18 protein-coding genes are annotated in these 15975 nt (G+C 72.8%); 17 read left to right on the top strand and 1 reads right to left on the bottom strand.

Annotated elements, in window-relative coordinates:
• Nucleotides 1-123 precede the first annotated feature (123 nt).
• The 7 genes from QWY84_RS02490 to cobJ are packed head-to-tail and all read left to right on the top strand — an operon-like array spanning nt 124 to nt 6468.
• Nucleotides 124-1227 carry a cobalt-precorrin-5B (C(1))-methyltransferase gene (locus QWY84_RS02490; protein WP_290202664.1) on the top strand — a complete coding sequence of 368 codons (1104 nt, stop codon included), beginning with the start codon at nt 124-126 and terminating at the stop codon, nt 1225-1227.
• The gene (locus tag QWY84_RS02485; protein WP_290200867.1) at nt 1224-2159 is read left to right on the top strand and encodes an ABC transporter ATP-binding protein; all 936 of its coding nucleotides are present in this window, start codon (nt 1224-1226) and stop codon (nt 2157-2159) included. The genes QWY84_RS02490 and QWY84_RS02485 overlap by 4 nt, the downstream gene beginning before the upstream one ends.
• 29 nt (nt 2160-2188) lie before the next feature.
• Nucleotides 2189-2926, top strand: coding sequence for an ABC transporter permease (locus tag QWY84_RS02480; RefSeq protein WP_435372979.1), 738 nt, complete (start codon nt 2189-2191; stop codon nt 2924-2926).
• Nucleotides 2923-4323, top strand: a complete 1401-nt coding sequence (gene cobG / locus QWY84_RS02475) for a precorrin-3B synthase (RefSeq protein WP_290200865.1) — start codon at nt 2923-2925, stop codon at nt 4321-4323. The genes QWY84_RS02480 and cobG overlap by 4 nt, the downstream gene beginning before the upstream one ends.
• Complete coding sequence (locus QWY84_RS02470; protein ID WP_290200864.1) at nt 4316-4951, top strand: precorrin-8X methylmutase; 636 nt, start codon at nt 4316-4318, stop codon at nt 4949-4951. The genes cobG and QWY84_RS02470 overlap by 8 nt, the downstream gene beginning before the upstream one ends.
• Before the next feature lie 3 nt (nt 4952-4954).
• Nucleotides 4955-5701 (top strand): precorrin-2 C(20)-methyltransferase, encoded by a 747-nt coding sequence (locus QWY84_RS02465; RefSeq protein WP_290200863.1) that lies wholly within the window; start codon nt 4955-4957, stop codon nt 5699-5701.
• Nucleotides 5698-6468 carry a precorrin-3B C(17)-methyltransferase gene (gene cobJ / locus QWY84_RS02460; protein WP_290200862.1) on the top strand — a complete coding sequence of 257 codons (771 nt, stop codon included), beginning with the start codon at nt 5698-5700 and terminating at the stop codon, nt 6466-6468. Before QWY84_RS02465 ends, cobJ begins: the two co-directional genes overlap by 4 nt.
• A gap of 176 nt (nt 6469-6644) precedes the next feature.
• Here cobJ and QWY84_RS02455 read toward each other — a convergent pair whose 3' ends face one another.
• Complete coding sequence (locus QWY84_RS02455; RefSeq protein ID WP_290200861.1) at nt 6645-7388, bottom strand: cobalt-precorrin-6A reductase; 744 nt, start codon at nt 7386-7388, stop codon at nt 6645-6647.
• A 164-nt stretch (nt 7389-7552) separates the two neighbouring features.
• Here QWY84_RS02455 and cbiE point away from each other — a divergent pair, with 164 nt between their 5' ends.
• The 10 genes from cbiE (at nt 7553) to QWY84_RS02405 (ending at nt 15715) form a co-directional block, all read left to right on the top strand.
• A complete protein-coding gene (gene cbiE / locus QWY84_RS02450) occupies nt 7553-8776 on the top strand; it encodes a precorrin-6y C5,15-methyltransferase (decarboxylating) subunit CbiE (protein ID WP_290200860.1) in 1224 nt (407 codons plus the stop codon).
• Nucleotides 8773-9186, top strand: a complete 414-nt coding sequence (locus QWY84_RS02445) for a cobalamin biosynthesis protein (RefSeq protein ID WP_290200859.1) — start codon at nt 8773-8775, stop codon at nt 9184-9186. The genes cbiE and QWY84_RS02445 overlap by 4 nt, the downstream gene beginning before the upstream one ends.
• Nucleotides 9183-9938 (top strand): precorrin-4 C(11)-methyltransferase, encoded by a 756-nt coding sequence (gene cobM / locus QWY84_RS02440; RefSeq protein ID WP_290200858.1) that lies wholly within the window; start codon nt 9183-9185, stop codon nt 9936-9938. Before QWY84_RS02445 ends, cobM begins: the two co-directional genes overlap by 4 nt.
• A gap of 133 nt (nt 9939-10071) precedes the next feature.
• Nucleotides 10072-11085, top strand: coding sequence for a GTP 3',8-cyclase MoaA (gene moaA / locus QWY84_RS02435; RefSeq protein WP_290200857.1), 1014 nt, complete (start codon nt 10072-10074; stop codon nt 11083-11085).
• Between the two features lie 95 nt (nt 11086-11180).
• On the top strand, nt 11181-11888 hold the full coding sequence (locus QWY84_RS02430; RefSeq protein WP_290200856.1) for a DUF3581 family protein: 708 nt from the start codon (nt 11181-11183) through the stop codon (nt 11886-11888).
• A 21-nt stretch (nt 11889-11909) separates the two neighbouring features.
• Entirely contained in the window at nt 11910-12461 is a 552-nt protein-coding gene (locus tag QWY84_RS02425) for a DUF84 family protein (RefSeq protein WP_290200855.1), read from the top strand.
• Nucleotides 12462-12582: 121 nt separating this feature from the next.
• A complete protein-coding gene (locus QWY84_RS02420; protein ID WP_290200854.1) occupies nt 12583-13074 on the top strand; it encodes a beta-class carbonic anhydrase in 492 nt (163 codons plus the stop codon).
• 46 nt (nt 13075-13120) lie between these two features.
• Nucleotides 13121-14080: an arsenic resistance protein gene (locus QWY84_RS02415; RefSeq protein ID WP_290202663.1), complete on the top strand. Its 960-nt coding sequence runs from the start codon at nt 13121-13123 to the stop codon at nt 14078-14080.
• 106 nt (nt 14081-14186) lie between these two features.
• Nucleotides 14187-15209, top strand: a complete 1023-nt coding sequence (locus QWY84_RS02410; RefSeq protein WP_290200853.1) for a DUF3179 domain-containing protein — start codon at nt 14187-14189, stop codon at nt 15207-15209.
• Nucleotides 15209-15715 carry a hypothetical protein gene (locus QWY84_RS02405; RefSeq protein ID WP_290200852.1) on the top strand — a complete coding sequence of 169 codons (507 nt, stop codon included), beginning with the start codon at nt 15209-15211 and terminating at the stop codon, nt 15713-15715. The genes QWY84_RS02410 and QWY84_RS02405 overlap by 1 nt, the downstream gene beginning before the upstream one ends.
• Nucleotides 15716-15975: the final 260 nt, after the last annotated feature.

Here is a 15975-nt window from a genome sequence, read left to right as displayed (position 1 = left end):
GGTGGAGCGCTCCTTTGGTCCTGAATCGTTCCCACCCAGTTCGTGCACCCCGTCGCGCAGCCGCTCGACGAGGGACTTCTGTTGGCGACCACCAATGATCAGGCAGAGCCGGGGCAGGCGTCCATGCGCCCGGAGACCCGTGACGGCGGTCCCGCTGCCCTGCGCACCGGGCTGACCACCGGCGTGTGCGCCACGGCCGCCGCCACGGCCGCCGCGCGCCTGATGCTCAGCGATACGGCGGCAACCGTGGAGGAGGTGGTGCTCCCCCGGGGCCAGCGGGTCCGGGTGGCCCTCGCCGATCTCCGGCGCGTGGCAGCGGGCGCCGAGGCGGGCGTGATCAAGGACGGCGGCGATGATCCCGATGCCACCCACGGTGCCCGCGTATGGGTGCAGATCGCGCTGACGCCTGCGGCCGGGGTGACGTTTCACGCCGGCGCCGGGGTGGGGACGGTGACGCGCTCCGGCCTGCCCGTGGCCGTCGGCGAGCCGGCGATCAACCCGGTGCCGCGGCGGATGATCACCGACCACCTGCTGGAGTGCGGCGCTGCCCACGGCCACGCCGGCGGCTTCGCCGTCACCGTGGGCGTGGACGGCGGCGAGCGCATTGCCGAGCGCACCATGAACGGCCGCCTGGGCATCCGGGGTGGGCTATCCATCCTCGGCACCACCGGGATCGTCCGGCCGTTCTCCTGCGCTGCCTACGTCGCCTCCATCCACCAGTCCATCGACGTGGCCCGGGCCAACGCGGTGCCCCACGTCGCCTGCTGCACCGGCGGCTCCAGCGAGGCCCTGGTGCGCGCGCGCTACGGCCTCGGCGACATGGCCATCATCGAGATGGGGGACCTGGTCGGCGGCACCCTCAAGTACCTCAAGCGCCACCCCGTACCCCGGGTCACGCTGGCCGGCGGCTTCGGCAAGCTCAGCAAGTTCGCGGCGGGCCACACGGATACCCACAGCCGCAAGTCCGCCATCGATCTGGACGGGCTGGCCGCCGAGGCCGGCGCCCTCGGCGCCGCGGAATCGCTGCAGGCGGCCGTGCGCGGGTGCAACACCAGCATCGAGGCCCTGGCCCTGTGCCGCGAGGCGGGCATCGCCCTGGGCGACCGGATCTGTGCCCGGGCGTTCGACCAGGCCCGGCGGCACCTGCCCCCGGACATCGCCCTGGACGTATGCGCCGTCGACCGCGGTGGCCGCCTGGTGGGAGCCGCGGAGGGCGGCGTCGCATGAGCACCCCGGCCATCACCATGGAGCAGCTGGCCAAGCGCTACGCGGGCGGCTGCGTCGGGCTGGACGGCGTGGACCTGGAGGTCGCCGCCGGCGGGTTCTTCGGCCTGCTCGGCCCTAACGGCGCCGGCAAGACCACGCTGATCGGCCTGCTGAGCTCACTGGTGCGGCTGGACCGTGGGCGCATCCGCGTGTTCGGCCATGACCTGGCCCGGGACCCGGTGGCCGCCAAGGCGCTCATCGGCCTGGTGCCCCAGGAGGTGAACTTCAACAGCTTCGAGCCCGTGGGCGAGATCGTCGCCGGCCAGGCCGCCTACTACGGCCTGTCGCCGCGGCGCGCGCGCCGCCGCACCCGCGCGGTGCTGGAGCTGCTGGGGCTGACGGATCGCGCCCGGCAGACGGCCTGGGGCCTGTCGGGCGGCTTCAAGCGCCGCCTGATGATCGCCCGGGCCCTGGTCCACGAGCCGCGCCTGCTGGTGCTGGACGAGCCCACCGCCGGCGTGGACGTGGAGGCGCGCCACGGGCTCTGGGCGCTGCTGCGCCGGCTCAACGGCGAAGGCATCACGGTGCTGCTGACCACCCACTACCTGGAGGAGGCCGAGCAGCTGTGCGACCACCTGGCGTTCATCGACGGCGGCCGCGTCATCGCCCGGGGTGCCACCGGCGAGCTCCTGCGCGGGCTGGATCACGACACCCTGGTGCTGGACCTGGCCGCCGACTGCCACAGCGCACCCGCGCTCGGCGACGTGGCCGCGCGGCGCGTCGACACCCGCACCCTGGAGGTGGACGTGCCGCGCGGCCAGCCGCTCAATGCCCTGTTCACCGAGCTCTCCCGGCAGGGGGTGCAGGTGACCAGCCTGCGCAACAAGAGCAACCGCCTGGAGCAGCTGTTCTTCCAGCGCGTCTACGGCGACGAACGGGAGGTGCGGGCATGAGCGCCGCCTACTGGTTCGCCTACCGGGGCATGGTGGTCAAGCAGCTCCGGCGCTTCCTGCGCACCTGGGTGCAGACGCTGCTGCCGTCGGTGGTCACCGCCGGGCTGTTCCTGGTGGTCCTCGGTGAGCTGGTGGGCCGTGAGGTGCGTGCCCTGGACGGCGTGAGCTACACCGAGTTCCTGGCGCCGGGGTTGATCATGCTGGCCGTGGTGACCAACGCTTACAACAACGTCACGCTGTCGTTCTTCGGCGCCAAGCTCCAGCGCCACATCGAGGAGCTGCTGGTGGCGCCGCTGCCCGCCTGGCTCATCGTTGCCGGCTTCGTCACCGGCGGGGTGCTGCGCGGCCTGCTGGTGGGTCTGCTGGTGGCCGCGCTGGCGCTGCCGCTCACCGGCCTGGAGCTGCGGCATCCCGGGGCCACCGCCGGCATGGCCCTGCTGGCGGCGCTGCTGTTCGCCTTCGCGGGGCTCATCAACGGCGTCTTCGCCCGCAGCTTCGACCACACCTCGGTTATCGCCACCTTCGTGCTCACGCCGCTCATCTACCTGGGCGGGCTGTTCTATCCCGTGGGCCGGCTGGCCGAGCCCTGGCAGACGCTGTCCCTGGCCAATCCCATGCACTACATCATCGAGGGCTTCCGCCACGGGCTGCTGGGTACCAGCGCCATCGCCTGGCCGGCCACCTTCGCCGTGCTTGCCGTGGTCACGGCGGGCACGGGCGCGGCGGCCTGGGCCCTGGTGGCGCGGGGGGTACGGGTGAAGCCATGAACGATTCCTCGCGCACCATCGCCGGCGGGCGGCCGGTGCCCCGGGGCGCCTGCCCCGGTGTGGCCGCGCCGCTGGCCAGCGGCGACGGGCTGCTGCTGCGCCTGCGCCATCCCGTCGGCGGCCTGACCCCGGCGCAGGCCCGGGCCGTCGCCGATACGGCCCGGCGTTGCGGCAACAGCGCCCTGGAGCTCACCAGCCGCGGCAATCTGCAGCTGCGCGGTGTCGCCGGCGACGCCCTGCCCGCGGCGCAAGCCCGGCTCGTCGCGGCCGGCGTGGCCGACGACGACCCCGGGCGGGAGGCCGTGCGCAACGTGCTGGTGGCGCCGGCAAGCGATCTCGACCCGCAGGCCCGGGCCGACGTGACCGGCCTCGGTCGCGCCGTCGCCGGGCGCATCGCCGGGGATCCGGCGCTGCGCGGGCTGCCGGCCAAGACGGGCGTCGTGATCGACGGCGGCGGCGTTGCCGGCATCCCCGGGGTCTACGCGGATGTGCGTGTCGACCCCGTCGCGGTGCCCGATGGTGTAGGCTACCGCGTCGCCGCGGCCGGCCGCGGTGCCGATGCCGTGATCCTGGGATGGGCCCGGGCGGAGGACGTGCCCGGGGTCGTCGCCGGCGTCCTGGGGCGCCTGGCGGGCATCGGCGGGGCGACGCCGCCGCGCATGGCGGCCGCCCTCGCCGAGCGGGGCGCGGACGCGTTCCGCGGCGTGCCGGGTCTGCAAACGCTGGACGCTGACACCCACGGGATGACGACGGCGTCCGGCCCCTGTGCGCCCGGTGTGGGTCCCGCGGGCGCCTGGGTGCACGCGGTGTTCCCGTTCGGCGCCCTGGATGCGGACACGCTCGACGGCCTGGCGGCCATCGCCGAAGGCCATGCCGGCGCGGCATCGGCGAGCCTGCGGCTGACGCCCTGGCGCAGCGTCATGCTCGCCGGCGCGGGGGACGACGCCCTGGCGCCGTTGAACGCGCTGGGTGCGATCACCGCCGCCGACGATCCGCGCCTGGGCCTGGGCGCATGCGTCGGCGCCCCGGGCTGCGCCTCCGGCAGTACGCCGACCCGCGGCGATGCCGCGGCCATGGAGCGCATGGCCCCGACGCTGCTGGCCGCCGGCGAGCGGCTGCACGTATCCGGCTGCGGCAAGGGCTGCGGTGCCCCGCCGACGGCATCGATCATGCTCGTCGCCGCCGAGGGCCGCTACGCCATGGCAGTCACCGGCTCCGTCGCCGGGGCGCCGGACTGGCCGCCCGCCCCAGCGGCCACCGTGCGTGCCCGCATTGCCGCCCTGGACGCCGTCTACGCGCGCCGGCGGCAGCAGGGGGAGTCCCTGGAACAGCTGATCCATCGCCTGGGCCGCGCCACCGTGGTCCGGGCCGTGAACGAGGAGAGCGAACGTGGCTGAGCAACAGGACCTGGTCTACGAGCGCGACGGCGCCGCCATCTACCGGCAGTCCTTCGCCATCATCCAGGCCGAGGCCGACCTGGGCCGGTTCCCGGACACGCTGGTGCCGGCGGTGGTGCGGATGATCCACGCCTGCGGCATGACCGACGTGGCGGCGGACGTGGGCTTTGCCCCGGGGGTCGCGGAGGCGGCCCGCCGCGCCCTGGACGGGGGCGGGCCCGTTCTCTGCGACAGCGAGATGGTGGCCCACGGCATCACGCGCGCCCGGCTGCCGGCGGCCAACCCGGTGGTCTGCACCCTGCGCGACGAGCGCGTCGCTGCACTGGCGCAGGAGCTGGGCACCACGCGCTCGGCGGCGGCCCTGGAGCTGTGGCGCGACCGCCTGGAGGGCGCGGTGGTGGCCATCGGCAACGCCCCCACGGCGCTCTTTCGTCTCTTGGAGATGCTGGCCGACGGCGCCCCGCGCCCGGCGGCGATCATCGGTATCCCGGTGGGTTTCGTGGGCGCCATCGAGAGCAAGGAGGCGCTGGCGGCGCGCCCGTTTCCCTATCTGACGGTGTTCGGCCGGCGCGGCGGCAGCGCCATGGCGGCCGCCGCCGTGAACGCCCTGGCAACGGATCGGTGGTGACCCATGGCGACCCTGCAGGCAATCGAAGGCGGACGATTCTACGGCGTGGGCACCGGGCCCGGCGATCCCGAGCTCATGACCCTCAAGGCGGCGCGGCTGGTGAGCGGCTGCGACGTGGTGGCGTACTTCTGCAAGAAGGGCAAGCGCGGCAATGCCCGCGAGTCGGCCGATCCCCACATCCGCGACGGCCAGCGCGAGGAGCCCATGGTCTATCCCGTGACCACGGAGCTGCCGCATACGTCCACGGCGTACCGTGACAGCATCGAGGGCTTCTTCGATGCCTCCGCGGAGATGCTCGCCGGCCACCTGGCGGCCGGGCGCTCGGTGGCGGTGCTCAACGAGGGCGATCCCTTCTTCTACGGCTCGTTCATGCACGTCTATCTACGGCTCAAGGACCGGTTTCCGTCCACCATCGTGCCCGGCGTCGCCTCGGTGATGGGCAGCGCCGCCCTGCTGCCCATGCCGCTGACCATGCGCGACGATGTCCTGACCGTGGTGCCCGGCACGCTGCCCGATGCCGACCTGCGCGGCCGCCTCGCCAACGTGGATGCCGCGGTGATCATGAAAGTGGGCAGCAACCTCGCCCGCGTCGTCGCCATCCTCGACGCCCTGGGCATGAGCGAGCGCGCCTGGTACGTGGAACGCGCCAGCATGGAGGCCGAGGTGGTCCAGCCCCTGGCGGAAGCGCGGGTCAGGAAGGCGCCGTATTTCTCCATGATCGTGGTCCCGGGCACGGGGGAGCGGCGATGAGCGCGGCGGGCAGCCTGTGCGTGGTGGGCGTGGGCCCGGCGGGGCCGCAGTGGCAGACGCCCGAGACCGCGGCGGCCCTGGAGCGGGCCACGGATCTGGTGGGCTACGGGCCCTACGTCGACCGCGTCCGCGGCGAGGGCCAGCGCCGCCATGTCTCGGACAACCGCGAGGAGCTGGCCCGGGCCCGCCAGGCGCTGGATCTGGCCGGCGCCGGGGGCCGGGTGGCCGTGGTCTCCGGCGGCGACCCGGGGGTGTTCGCCATGGCGGCGGCGGTGATGGAGGCCCTGGACGGCGATGCCGACGGCCGCTGGGCGGGGGTGGATGTCACGGTGCTGCCGGGTGTCTCCGCCATGCAGGCGGTTGCGGCCCGGATCGGCGCGCCGCTGGGCAACGATTTCTGCGTGCTGTCCCTGTCGGACAACCTCAAGCCCTGGGCGGCGATCGAGCGGCGCATCCGCCTGGCCGCCGAGGCGGACTTCGCCATGGCCTTCTACAATCCCGTCTCCCGCGCCCGCCCGTGGCAGCTGGGCGCGGCGCTGGACGCGCTCCGCGACGTGCGTGCGGCGGCGACGCCGGTGGTGCTGGGCACCGCCGTCGGCCGGGGCGAGCAGGAGCGCATCCATGTGACCACCCTCGCCGGGGTCGACCCGGCCGAAGCGGACATGCGCACACTGGTCCTGGTGGGGGCGTCCACCACCCGGGTGATGGAGCGCGGCGGCCGGACGTGGGTCTACACGCCGCGCCAGTACCGGCCGGAGGCCACATGACGGAGCTGTCCGCCGAGCGAACGCAACCGTTCAGGGGCGGGGCGGGGGCCCGGATAGCGGCGTCCGGTCGCGGACACGCTGTGAATACATCCCTGTACGCTCGACTGCGGCCGTCCTGGCCGCAGACGGTCCGCAACCGGACCCCGCCATCCGCGCGGAGCCCGGTCAACGGTCATTCAACCCCGGACCTGCTGTTCCAGCCACGTGACCACGTCCGCCGGGTCCGTGAACGAGACGACGCCCTCCGGTGGCGGCGGGCGCTCGACCATGACCACGGGAATGCCGCATTGCCGGGCGGCATCGAGCTTCGCCCGGGTGGCGCCGCCGCCGCTGGCCTTGGTCACCAGGACGTCGATGGCGTGCTCCCGGAGCAGCGCCAGCTCGTCCTCCAGCCGGAACGGGCCGCGGGACTGCAGGTAGACGGCGTCCGGCAGCGCCGGCCGCGGTTCCGGCGGATCGATGGTGCGGATGACGTAGCGCTTATCCGGGACGCGCTCGAAGGCGGCCAGCTTGCGGCCCGTGGTGACCAGAACGCGCCGGCCCAGGGGGTGCAGGGCTTCCGCCGCGCCCTCCAGGTCGGGCACCCGGAGCCAGCGGTCGTCCGGCGCCGGTGTCCAGTCCGGGCGCGCGAGAAGCGCCAGCGGCACGCCGGTTGCCCGGGCCGCCGCGGCGGCGTTGGCCGTCATGCCGGCGGCGAACGGGTGGGTGGCGTCCACCAGGGCATCGATGCCCTGGTCGCGCAGGTACTGCACCAGCCCCTGGACCCCGCCGAAGCCGCCGACGCGGCTGGGCAGCGCCTGGGCCTCCGGCTGCCGCGTGCGGCCGGCCAGCGACATCCGCGCGCGGATGATCGGGTGGTCGGCCAGCCGGTGGGCCAGCGCGGAGGCCTCGCCGGTGCCGGCCAGGATCAGGACGTTCATTGGTTGCCTCTGTGTCCGGAGACGGATGGTCCGGGAGGGTCGCGGCTGAAGCCGCTCCCACAGCGAGGGCGCCCCGACCGGCGATCACGGCCGTGTAGGAGCGGCTTCAGCCGCGACCCTGCTGGCGCGTCGGCATTGTCACCGAGTCTCCGGCGGGAGGCCCCATGACCCGGAGCGCCGCATCCCCCTGGCTCACCATTATCGGCATCGGCGACAGCGGCGTCGACGGCCTGGCGCCGCAGGCCCGGCAGGCGCTGGACGAGGCGGAGACGGTGTTCGGCGGCGAGCGCCACCTGGCGCTGGTGCCCGAGAGCGACCGCCAGGAGCGGATCCCGTGGCCATCGCCGCTGGAGAAGGCCCTGCCCTGGGTGACCGGCCGCCGGGGCCGGCGCGTGTGCGTGCTCGCCAGCGGCGACCCCTTCTGGTACGGCATCGGCGCCACCCTGGCCCGGCACATCCCGGCGCAGGAGATGACCGTCCACCCGGCGCCGTCCGCCTTCAGCCTGGCCGCCGCGCGCATGGGCTGGCCGCTGCAGCACAGCCGCTGCCTGTCGGTCCACGGCCGCTCCCTGGACCGCGTGCGCCCCTGGCTGCAGCCCGGGGCCCGGCTCCTGGTGCTGAGCTGGGACGGTACCACCGCCGCGGCCCTGGCAGCCCTGCTGCGGGAGGCGGGATTCGGGCCGTCCACGCTGACGGTGCTGGAGCACCTGGACGGCCCCCGCGAGAGACGTCTGGAGGCCACGGCCGACGCCTGGGAGACGGCGCGGACCGAGGACCTCAACACCATCGCGGTTGCCTGCCGCGCCCGCACGGATGCGCGCGTGCTGGCCGCGGCCGCCGGCCGCGACGACGACCTGTTCGCCCACGACGGCCAGATCACCAAGCGCGAGATCCGTGCGGTCACCCTGGCGAACCTGCGACCGGGCCGCGGCGAGCTGCTCTGGGACATCGGCGCCGGCTCCGGCGCCATCGGCATCGAGTGGATGCTCGCCGACAGCGGCAACCGCGCGGTGGCCGTGGAGGCCGACCCCGAGCGCGCCGGGCGCATCCCGGCCAATGCCGGCGCTTGCGGCGTCCCGGATCTGCAGTGCGTCACCGGCGCCGCCCCGGATGCCCTGGACGGGCTGGCGACGCCGGATGCCGTGTTCATCGGCGGCGGCCTGACCACCCCGGGGCTGCTGGCGTCCTGCCACGACGCGCTCCGGCCCGGGGGCCGGCTCGTGGCCAACGCCGTCACCGTGGAGGGCGAGGCGGCCCTGGCGGACGCGATGGCTGCCTGGGGTGGTGAGCTGACCCGGCTGCAGGTGAGCCGCGGCGAGCCCCTGGGCGGGTTCACCGGGTGGCAGCCGCTGCGCCCGGTCACCGTCTGGACGCTGGTGCGGTCGTGATCGCCCTGGGCGTGGGATTCGCCGGCCGCTGCACCGTGGACGAGCTCGCGGCCCTGGTGGTCTCCGTGCTCGCCGAGCTGGAGGCCGAAGGGTGGGCCGTGCCGCCGGGCGGGCCCATTGCCGCGCCCGAGCGCAAGCGCGGTGCGGGGCTGCTGGAGCCGGTGGCCGCGCGGTTCGGCCTGTCGCCGGTGTATGTCGACCACGATCGCCTGCAGGCGCTGCAGCCGGCCGCGTCCAGCCGATCCGCGGCGGCCGTGGAGGCGACCGGCCTGGCGTCCGTGGCGGAGGCGGCGGCACTGGCGGCCGCCGGCGGCTACCCCCGCCTGCTGGTGCCGCGGCGCGCCCGGGGCCCCGCCACCTGCGCGGCGGCGACGGATGCGGCGGAACAACTTCAGGAGGAGACACCGTGACGGTTCATTTCATCGGCGCCGGCCCGGGCGCGCCGGATCTGCTCACCCTGCGCGGACGCGACCGCATCGCCGCGTGCCCGGTGTGCCTGTATGCCGGCTCCCTGGTGCCCGCGGAGATCCTGGCCCACGCCCCGCCCGATGCCCGCGTGGTCGACACGGCGCCCATGACCCTGGACGGCATCATGGCGGAGATCACCGCCGCGCATGCCCGGGGACTGGACGTGGCGCGGCTGCACTCCGGCGATCTGTCGGTGTACAGCGCCGTCGCCGAGCAGCTGCGCCGGCTCGATGCCGCGGGCATCGCCTACACGCTCACGCCGGGCGTTCCCGCGTTCTCGGCGGCGGCCGCGACCCTGGGCTGTGAGCTCACGATACCGGAGGTGGCCCAGTCCCTGGTGCTCACGCGCACCCAGGGGCGCGCGTCGTCCATGCCGCCGAAAGAGACCCTGGAAGCGTTCGCCGCCACCGGTACCACCCTGGCGCTGCATCTGTCCCTCCACGCCCTGGAGGACGTGGTGGCGCGGCTCGTGCCGTGGTACGGCGAGCAGTGCCCGGCCGCCGTGGTCCTGCGCGCCTCCTGGCCCGACGAGGCGGTGGCCCGTGCCCCGCTGGCGGAGCTGCCGGCGGCCGTGGCCGAGTGGACCCTGCGCCGCAGCGCCCTGATCCTCGTCGGCCCGGCGCTGGAGCCGGGGCTCTTCCGGGACAGCGCCCTCTATGACCCGGCCCACGTACGTCGCTACCGCGACCCGTGAGCCGCAGCCTCGGGGTCGGGATGGTGCTTTCCTAGGGTCCACAGCCCGCAATCTGGTAATCTGGAAAATCATGTATGTGACCGGCCTGTTCTGCCCGCGGGGCGGAGCAGCGACGCCGAGGAGGAGCAGGATCTTGGCAACCGAAGACGTATTCCATCGTCCGCTGCAGGACCTGCGGATCTCGGTGACGGACCGCTGCAACTTCCGTTGCGTCTACTGCATGCCCAAGGAGATTTTCGGCTCCGACTACCCGTTCCTGGCGCGCCGCGAGCTGCTGACCTTCGAGGAGATTACGCGCCTGACGCGGATCTTCGCGGGGCTCGGGGTACGCAAGCTGCGCATCACCGGCGGCGAGCCCCTGGTGCGCAAGGACCTGCCCGAGCTCATCGAGATGCTGGCGAGCATCGACGGCATCGACGATATCACGCTGACCACCAACGCCTCGCTGCTGCCCCAGCATGCCCGGGATCTGGTCAACGCCGGCCTGAACCGGGTCACCGTGAGCCTGGACGCCATCGACGACGATGTCTTCAAGGCGGTCAATGACGTCAACTACCCGGTGGGGCCCGTGCTGGAGGGCATCGAGGCCGCCTCGCGCGCCGGCCTCGACCCGGTGAAGGTCAACATGGTGGTCAAGCGCGGCATGAACGAGGGCCAGATCGTGCCCATGGCGGAGTACTTCCGCAACACGCCGCACATCCTGCGCTACATCGAGTTCATGGACGTGGGCAACAGCAACGGCTGGCGGCTGGACGACGTGGTCACGGCGGCCCAGATCCGCGACGAGCTCAACGCCGTCTGGCCCATCGAGCCCCTGGATCCCAACTACACCGGGGAAGTGGCCAGCCGCTATCGCTACGTGGACGGCGCCGGCGAGATCGGCATCATTTCGTCGGTGAGCGAGCCGTTCTGCAGCACCTGCACACGGGCGCGGCTGGCCTCCCAGGGGCAGCTGTTCACCTGCCTGTTCGCCGGCCACGGGCACGACCTGCGCACGCCGCTGCGGGACGAGACCGTGGACGACGAGCAGCTCGCCGACATCATCCGTGGTATCTGGCGCCAGCGCGAGGACCGCTACTCCGAGCAGCGCACCAACGAGACCGCGCCGCTGCAGTGGAAGGTGGAGATGTCCCACGTCGGGGGGTGACCGGCGGGCGTCGGCGATCGGCGTCATTTGCAACCGAGGGCTCGGGTGATTACTGTTCGTGGCGCCTGCCACGATCGACCGGGAGCTGTAGCGCCGTGTTTCTCGATGACTTTCACACCCTCGCCTCCGGCGTGGCCACGATCACGCCGGAGCAGGCGAGCCGTTTCGCCAAGGTGGTTGCCGGCGATTTCAACCCGATCCACGATGCCGATGCGCGCCGTTTCTGCGTTCCCGGGGATCTGCTGTGCGCCCTGGTGCTGGGGCACTACGGGTTGTCGGAGCACATGGCGTTCCGCTTCCGGGGCATGGTCGGCCGCGACGTGCCCCTGAGCCTGCCCGACTCGGACGCGCCGCTGCTGGCCATCGCGGGGCAGGACGGCAAGGTCTACCTGGACGTGGAGCGCACCGGGGAGACCATCCGGGAGCTGGCCGTGGTCGAGGCCTTCATCCGCCGGTACTCGGCGTTCTCCGGGCGCAACTTCCCGGAGTTCCTGGAGCCGCTCATGCGCGACAAGGGTGTGATGTTCAATCCCGACCGTCCCCTGGTGCTGTATGACAGCATGACGTTCGACCTGCAGGAGCCCCCGGGGACGGCGCTGGACATGGAGCTGGTGGACGCCAGCCTGAACGTGCAGGGCAAGCGCGGCGAGGAATGGGTGCGTTTCCGGATTACCGACGGCGGCCGCGTGATCGGCGCCGGTGCCAAGAAGGTGGTCATCAGCGGCCTGCAGGCCTACGACGACAGCCGGATGCAGCCGTTCATCGCGGACTATACGGCGCGCCGCGCGCGGTTCTCCCCCTAGCCCCTTCCGGATCGGCACAGCGTGGACACAGGCATGCGGGCGACGACGCGGATCTGCGCAGGCTCGGCGAACCCCGCCAAGGTGGCCGCCGTGCGGCAGGTCTTTACCGCCGCGGAAGGATTCCGGGTCACATACCGGGAGGCGCCTTCCGGAGTGGCGGCGCAGCCATGGGGGGACGACGAGACCCGTGCCGGCGCGATCCACCGCGCGCAATGGCTGATCCGGCAGGGCGCCGCCCCGGTCGCCGTCGGCCTGGAGGGCGGCGTGCAGGAGGGCGGCGGGTCCCTGTGGCTGTGCACCTGGGGTGCGCTGGCAACGTCCGGGGACACCGTCGTGACCGCCGGCGGCGGCCGCGTCGCCCTGCCCGGGCCGATCGCGGATGCGCTGTGCCGGGGCGTCTCCCTGGGCACGGCCGTGGACCGGTGGATGGGCCGGCAGGGTATCAATCGCGATGAAGGAGCCATCGGCGTGCTGACCGCCGGCACGGTCACGCGTACGGAGCTTTTCGCGCACGTGGCCCGGCTTCTCCTGGGGCAGGCACGGTGCGCCGGTATCCTGCCGGCATGGGAGTAAGCGGGGACGTGCGCTTTACCAACCTCTGAGGAGGTATCGCCCCTTTGGCGCCGTTGGCCCGCCGCGGGGGTGGTGCTAGTTTGGTGGTCAAGACACTCGGCTCGAGCTGGAGGGAGAGATCATGAGCGCTACAGACGACCTGCTCGCCAACAATGGCGGCTACGCGGACGGCTTCGACGCCTCCGGGCTGCCGGCGCCGCCATCCCGGCAGGTGGCGGTGGTGACCTGCATGGATGCGCGCCTGGACGTCTACCAGCTGCTGGGACTGTCCCCCGGTGAAGCCCATGTCATCCGCAATGCCGGCGGCGTGGTCACGGAGGACGTCATCCGCTCCCTGGTCATCTCCCAGCGGTTGCTGAATACCCGGGAGATCATGCTCATCCACCACACCAAGTGCGGCATGCAGAGCTTCCGGGACGACGAGGTCAAGGCGGACATCGAGGCCGACACGGGGATTCGCCCGCATTTCGCGCTGGAGGCATTCCCGGACCTGGAGGGTGATGTGCGGCAGTCCATGGAGCGCATCCGGGTGAACCCGTTCATCCCGCACAAGGACGCCGTGCGCGGGTTCGTCTACGATGTCGATTCCGGCCGCCTCAGCGAGGTGCGGTGACGGCAGCCGACCCGCGCGCGGGCGTCGCGGAGGCGTGGTGTTGAGCCTGGCAGCGCTGGAGCGCTGCCAGGTGCTCGTCTATGCGGCCGCCCTGGCCTTCGGTGTGGCCCTCGGGCACGGGGCGCCCGTGCTGGGTGCGTCCGGCGAGGCGCTGCTCTGGCCCCTGCTCGGTGCGTTGCTCTACGCGACGTTCACCCAGGTCCGCCTGGCCGGGCTGACCGAAGCCTTCGCCGATGTGCGGTTTCTTGCCGCCGCCCTGGCCGGCAACTTCCTGGTGGTGCCGCTGCTGGTCTGGGGGCTGCTCGTCCTGCTGCCGGCCTCGCCGGCGCTGCGCCTGGGCGTGGCCCTGGTGCTGCTGGTGCCGTGCACCGACTGGTTCCTCGCCTTCGTGCAGCAGGCCGGGGGCGCCACCCGGCGCGCCATCGCCCTGGCGCCCGTCAGCCTGCTGCTGCAGCTCGTTCTCCTGCCCGCCTACCTGGCCCTGTATTTCGGCGGCGAGACGGTGGTGGCCCTCGGCGGAGGCGAGGTCCTGCGGGCCTTTGCCGGGCTCATCCTCCTGCCGCTGGGGCTGGCCTGGCTGACCCAGCGAGCCGGCCCGGCGGCGCCGCGCCTGGTCGCCGGCCTGGCCTGGCTGCCGGTGCCCCTGCTGGCTGCCGTGATCTTCCTGGTGAGCGCCTCCCAGGTGGACCTGGTGCGTGAAGCCGCCGGTGCGCTGCCGCGACTGTTGCCGGTATTCGTCCTGTACCTGGTCGCCGCGGCGTGCCTGGCGTGGCTGCTGGCGGGATGGCTCCGCCTGCCGGCGGCACAGGGCCGGGTCCTGGCCTTCAGTTTCGGCACGCGCAACTCCTTCGTGGTCCTGCCGCTGGCGCTGAGCCTGCCGACCGCCTACCAGGTCGCCGCCGTTGTCGTGGTGTTCCAGTCCCTGGTGGAGCTGGCGGGCATGATCGCCTATCTGTGGCTCGTCCCGCGCTGGCTCTTCCCGGACGACGGCGGCGCCGGGACGTGAACGGTGCGGCCTGGTCGGGGGCGGCTTCGGCTCCGTAGAAGCCCCGATTGCGGGCTGCCTGCCGCTGCGGCGTAGTGGAGGGAAACGCTGCGCGCAGGAGAATCCCATGGCTCGTTGGTCCGCTTCCGTGCTGCTTGCCCTCGCACTCATGGTTCCGGCCCGCCTGGCGGCGGACGGGCTGCCCACCCGGGACCCTGTGCTGGTGCCGCTGGAGGCCGAGCGTTATGTCGATGCCATGCGCTCCGGGGGGCCGTCCAAGGACGGCATTCCGTCCATCGACGACCCGGCGTTGTGGTCCGCGGCGGAGGCCGCGGCGTTCCTGGATGCCGGCGACCGGGTGATCGGCGTCTACCGCAACGGCGAGGCGCGGGCGTATCCCCAGCGGGTGCTCGTCTGGCACGAGATCGTCAACGACGAAATCGGCGGCGAGCCCGTGAGCATCACCTATTGCCCGCTCACCGGGACGGCGCTCGGCTTCCGCCGCGGCGACACCGAGCTGGGCGTCTCGGGCCGGCTGATCAACAGCAACCTGGTCATGTACGACCGCGAAACCGACAGCTTCTGGCCGCAGATGCTGGCGGCGGCCATCAACGGGCCCCGGCGGGGCGCCGGGCTGCAGGAGTTCCGCGTGGTCTGGACGACCTGGGAGCAGTGGCGGGCCCGGTACCCGGAGACCCGGGTGCTGTCCACGGACACCGGCTACATGCGCAACTACCGGCGCGATCCCTACGGCTCGTACAACCCGCCCTCCGGCTACTACGAGCCCGATTCGGGCCCGCTCTTTCCGCTGCAGAACGAGGACGACCGCTATCCCGACAAGCGGGAGATCTTCGGCTTCCGGACGCAGGCGGGCGCCGTTGCCGTCGATGGCGAGCATCTGGCGGAGACCGGCGGGGTCGTGATCGAGCACGGCGGCCGGTATTACCTGATCCTCCACGATGCGGGCCTGGGTACGGCGTGGGTGTTCCGCGGCGACGAGGCGATGGACGTCCCCGAGGGGGTGACCTACGGCCGCGACGGACCCCGCCACGAGGCCCTGGATGCGCTGGAGTCGGTCAACGGGTTCGAGGCCATGTGGTTCGCCTGGGCGGCGTTCTATTCGGACACGCGGGTGGTGGACGGTTCGTGATGCGCGCGGCCTCGGCACTGGTCGGCGGGCTCTACGCGCTGGCCTACCTGTTCGGCATCGGCGACCTGGCGTTCGAGCCCGGTGCCGGCTGGCTCGTTCGCACGGCAGCGGTGAGCCCGGAGCGCATCTTCAGCATGCGCGCGCCCTTCCTGTTCGAGGCGGTCGCCATGGCCGAGGCGGGATGGTGGGTGGTGCTCGTCAGCCCGGTCAACGTCGCCATCGCCGCGCTGCTCGGCACGTTGCTCGCCCTGAATGTCCACGGGGTCATCGCCCTGTGGCGGGCGCCCCGGTCCTGCTCGCTGTCGGGTCTCGCCGGTGCCTGGGGCGCCCTGCCGGCCCTCCTGGCCGGCTCGGCCTGCTGCGCGCCGAGTGTCCTGCTGCTGCTCGGCGTGCCGGCCCTGGGCGTTGTCGCCGCGTTCTTCGGCTACCTGGTGCCGCTGTCCGTCGCGGCCCTGGCGGCGTCGCGGCTGTGGCAACGTCGCGTGGGCGCGCCGCCGTACGCGTGACCCGGTCGATGCCCGCTCGCCGCGATAACGCAAAAAAAAGCCCATGGGGTATGGGCTCAAGGGGAAGCAGAGCCTTGCGCTCTGACGAGACGCACAACGACAGGTGATGCGTCTGCTCCACAACATCGGTGACGCCTGTACCAGTGACGATAGTCCTTCCGGCGGGCCGGGGGTATCGGCGTTTCTACGTAGTGCCCGTCGCCCGGGCGCGATGCGGCGTTATCCGGAAGCCGTCCCGGATTCCGTATTATTACGCATGC

It is taken from the genome of Aquisalimonas lutea (assembly GCF_030409225.1).
Classification (GTDB): Bacteria; Pseudomonadota; Gammaproteobacteria; order Nitrococcales; family Aquisalimonadaceae; genus Aquisalimonas; species Aquisalimonas lutea.
The sequence above is the reverse complement of the archived record's forward strand: the minus strand, read 5'-3'. Positions and strand labels throughout refer to the sequence as shown.

Excerpts from the sequence above, each read along its gene's own strand:
- QWY84_RS02490 (WP_290202664.1), top strand. The coding sequence starts at position 124 with ATGCGCCCGGAGACCCGTGACGGCGGTCCCGCTGCCCTGCGCACCGGG.
- QWY84_RS02485 (WP_290200867.1), top strand. The coding sequence starts at position 1,224 with ATGAGCACCCCGGCCATCACCATGGAGCAGCTGGCCAAGCGCTACGCG.
- QWY84_RS02480 (WP_435372979.1), top strand. The coding sequence starts at position 2,189 with ATGGTGGTCAAGCAGCTCCGGCGCTTCCTGCGCACCTGGGTGCAGACG.
- cobG (WP_290200865.1), top strand. The coding sequence starts at position 2,923 with ATGAACGATTCCTCGCGCACCATCGCCGGCGGGCGGCCGGTGCCCCGG.
- QWY84_RS02465 (WP_290200863.1), top strand. The coding sequence starts at position 4,955 with ATGGCGACCCTGCAGGCAATCGAAGGCGGACGATTCTACGGCGTGGGC.
- cobJ (WP_290200862.1), top strand. The coding sequence starts at position 5,698 with ATGAGCGCGGCGGGCAGCCTGTGCGTGGTGGGCGTGGGCCCGGCGGGG.
- QWY84_RS02455 (WP_290200861.1), bottom strand. The coding sequence starts at position 7,388 with ATGAACGTCCTGATCCTGGCCGGCACCGGCGAGGCCTCCGCGCTGGCC.
- cbiE (WP_290200860.1), top strand. The coding sequence starts at position 7,553 with ATGACCCGGAGCGCCGCATCCCCCTGGCTCACCATTATCGGCATCGGC.
- QWY84_RS02420 (WP_290200854.1), top strand. The coding sequence starts at position 12,583 with ATGAGCGCTACAGACGACCTGCTCGCCAACAATGGCGGCTACGCGGAC.
- QWY84_RS02410 (WP_290200853.1), top strand. The coding sequence starts at position 14,187 with ATGGCTCGTTGGTCCGCTTCCGTGCTGCTTGCCCTCGCACTCATGGTT.
- QWY84_RS02405 (WP_290200852.1), top strand. The coding sequence starts at position 15,209 with ATGCGCGCGGCCTCGGCACTGGTCGGCGGGCTCTACGCGCTGGCCTAC.